Annotated in this window: 1 pseudogene; it reads right to left on the bottom strand. The window is 69.0% G+C overall.

Annotated elements, in window-relative coordinates:
• Positions 1-239, bottom strand: a pseudogene (locus H6A34_RS14825) (IS3 family transposase); the annotation flags it as partial.

The raw sequence follows: 239 nt of genomic DNA, 5'->3' as shown, positions 1-239 counted from the left end.
GGTATGTAGGTTATGTCGGCCACCCACAGCTGGTTCGCGGCGGTAGGCGTGAAGCCGCGCACGAGGTTCTTCCACTTGTGGTAGCGGTGGTTGGAGTCGGTCGTGCGGCGGGGCTTCGGGCGCGCCAGCACGAGGCCCCGCCGGCGGAGAAGGCGGAAGAAGCGGTCGCGGCCGGGCATCCGTTCGCGGCCGAAGACCGAGCAGAGCATCAGCCACAGCTTGCGGCAGCCTATGCCCGG

Source organism: Marseilla massiliensis (genome assembly GCF_016899855.1).
Lineage (GTDB): Bacteria > Bacteroidota > Bacteroidia > Bacteroidales > Bacteroidaceae > Prevotella.
This window is presented reverse-complemented; position numbering and strand designations above follow the sequence as displayed.